Annotated in this window: 2 protein-coding genes and 1 pseudogene; all 3 read left to right on the forward strand. The window is 67.0% G+C overall.

Annotation, left to right across the window (positions count from 1 at the left end):
- A pseudogene (locus ACTHJJ_RS02445) lies at positions 1-212 on the forward strand (NmrA/HSCARG family protein); the annotation flags it as partial.
- Between the two features lie 265 nt (positions 213-477).
- A complete protein-coding gene (locus ACTHJJ_RS02450; protein WP_440301347.1) occupies positions 478-1,497 on the forward strand; it encodes a BMP family protein in 1,020 nt (339 codons plus the stop codon).
- 47 nt (positions 1,498-1,544) lie between these two features.
- On the forward strand, positions 1,545-2,221 hold a 677-nt coding region (locus ACTHJJ_RS02455; protein ID WP_440301348.1), incomplete at its 3' end, for an ATP-binding cassette domain-containing protein.

The raw sequence follows: 2,221 nt of genomic DNA on the forward strand, positions 1-2,221 counted from the left end.
TCGGCCGTCCGGTCGTCGCAGAACGAATCTCCTTGCAGGAGTGGCTTGCCGGACCTGGATCGGGGCTCGATGACGAGCGTCGTGCGGCGCTCGTGGCGATGTTCGAGGCGTATGACCGCTATGGGTTCGCCGACGAGAGCGACGCCCTCGCCGTGCTGCTCGGCCGGCGACCGACCACTTGGCAGGACGTCCTCCTCCGCGCCACCTCCTGACCCGTTTCCCTACCTCGACCGGTCACTTTCCCTACCTCGATCGGTCACTTTGTCGCGTGCGGAGCACACCCTCTGGCGCGGGCGGGCGCCTCTGCGGCATACGTCTCCGTACGAATCGGCACAACACACAAGGAAACCCACGCGGGGCTGTCACTTCTTGATGAATCGGGTCCGCCTCGCCGACTGGCATCGTCTGCCCATCGGGACCGCTGCACCACCCCTCAGCCGGCGACAGAGACGACGCCGACCGTTCTCAGGAGTTCACATGACCCGCACGTTCCTCATCCGAGTCGCCGCCTCCGTGGCCGCCGTCAGCCTCCTGACCGCTGCCTGCGGGTCGGACGGCGACAAGCCCGCCGGCTCGTCGGACGGCAAGGGCCAGAAGGCGCGCATAGCCGCGATCTTCTCCGGCTCGACCACCGACGCCGACTACAACGCGCTCGGCCTGCTGGCGCTGCAGGACGCCGAGAAGAAGCACGGCGCCGAGACGGCCCACTCCGAGAGCGTCCCCGTTCCCGACGCGGAGCGCGTCATGAAGGAGTACCTCGCCGACGGCTACACGGTCATCTGGAGCCACGGCAGCCAGTACTTCGAGGCGACGAGCAAGCTGGCCAAGCAGTACCCCGACGTGACCTTCATCGGCGAGTTCGACGACAAGCCGAAGGAGAACGTCCCGAACCTCTGGGTCCTCGACCGCAACTTCCACACCGCCTTCTACCCGATCGGCGTCCTGGCCGGCGCCGCGACGAAGTCGGGCAAGATCGGCTACGTCGGTGGCCTGTCCCTGCCGTTCTCGTACTCCGAGGTCCACGCCATCAAGCAGGCGCTCAAGGACAGCGGCTCCACCGCGACCGTGACGCCCGTCTGGACCGGCGACTTCAACGACCCGACCAAGGCGCAGCAGATCACCTCGCAGCTCGTCGGCCAGGGCAACGACGTCATCATCGGCTCGCTCAACCTCGGCATGGTCGGTGCGTTCCAGGCCGTCAAGGTCAAGAAGGAGAACGTCCTCGTCACCGCGAAGTACACCGACAAGTCGCAGTTCGACCCGGAGCACTACGCGACGTCGACGATCTACGACTTCACCAAGCCGCTCGACGACATGCTGACCAAGATCGAGGCAGGCCAGCGCAACGGCTACTACCCGCTCGGGTTCGAGTCGGGCGTGTCGATCCAGTCACCGAAGGGCGTCGACGCGGGCGTCGCGGACAAGGTCAACCAGGCCGTGGAGGACATCAAGTCCGGCAAGATCACGGTCGAGAAGAACCTGACTGCGATCAAGTGAACAGCACAGCCCACGAGCTGGCCGGGCTTCCGGATCCCCTCCTCCGCATGGAGGGGATCCGGAAGACCTTCGGCCCAGTCGTCGCCCTCGACAAGGTGGACTTCGCCGTCGGCCGCAGTGAGGTCCATGGCCTCCTCGGCGGTAACGGAGCCGGCAAGACGACGTTGATGAACGTCCTCTACGGCCTCTACCGCCCCGACGCCGGGACGGTGGTCCTCGACGGCCAGGCCGTCGAGATCAACGACCCGCGCGACGCGATCTCGCACGGCATCGGGATGGTCCACCAGAACTTCCTCCAGGTCGAGACCTACACGGTCACCGAGAACATCGTGCTCGGCACCGAGGTCCCGTCCTGGCCCACGATGCAGCTCGACGAGCCCGCCGAGCGGATCGCCGAGCTCTCGAGCCGGTTCGGCCTCAAGGTCGACCCGCGGGCCCGCGTCGGCCAGCTGTCCGTCGGCCTGCGCCAGCGCGTCGAGATCCTCAAGGCGCTCTACCGAGGCGCCCGCGTGCTCGTCCTCGACGAACCGACGACGAACCTGACTCCGCAGGAGGTCGACTCGCTGTTCGGCTCCCTGCGAGCCATCGTCGACGACGGGATGAGCGTCGTCTTCATCACCCACAAGATCCGCGAGACGATGAGCGTCTGCGACGCGCTGACGGTCATGCGGGACGGCAACCGGGTCGGCACCCTGCGCCGCGAGGGCACCACGGCCGCAGAGCT

The organism is Intrasporangium sp., from assembly GCF_051961875.1.
Lineage (GTDB): Bacteria > Actinomycetota > Actinomycetes > Actinomycetales > Dermatophilaceae > Intrasporangium_A.